The organism is Shewanella sp. S1-49-MNA-CIBAN-0167, from assembly GCF_040310145.1.
GTDB lineage: Bacteria > Pseudomonadota > Gammaproteobacteria > Enterobacterales > Shewanellaceae > Shewanella > Shewanella psychromarinicola.
Genome location: NZ_JBEOPO010000538.1, coordinates 1 through 230, shown reverse-complemented (window position 1 = coordinate 230; position 230 = coordinate 1). Strand labels below are relative to the sequence as shown.

Here is a 230-nt window from a genome sequence, read left to right as displayed (position 1 = left end):
ACTTAAAGTTGCTAGCGTTAACACTAAGTTCGCCACTTGCTGACACGTCGCCGTCTACTGCACCATCGGGTACACCGCCAGTTTGCGACACGCCACTGTTGTCGGTAATGGTTAACGATGCGGTGTCAACTTGAACCATGATGTCGCCTAGGTTGACGTTAAAATTCATTCCAGATAAACGCATGTTTGCGATTCCTTATGTGTTGCGACTTAAGTTAATTGCTTAGGTC

General features: G+C 46.5%; 1 protein-coding gene. It reads right to left on the bottom strand.

Annotation, left to right across the window (positions count from 1 at the left end):
- Nucleotides 1-184 (bottom strand): phage protein (locus tag AAEZ00_RS22330; RefSeq protein ID WP_351090250.1); only part of this gene is annotated, 184 nt, incomplete at its 3' end.
- Nucleotides 185-230 lie beyond the last annotated feature (46 nt).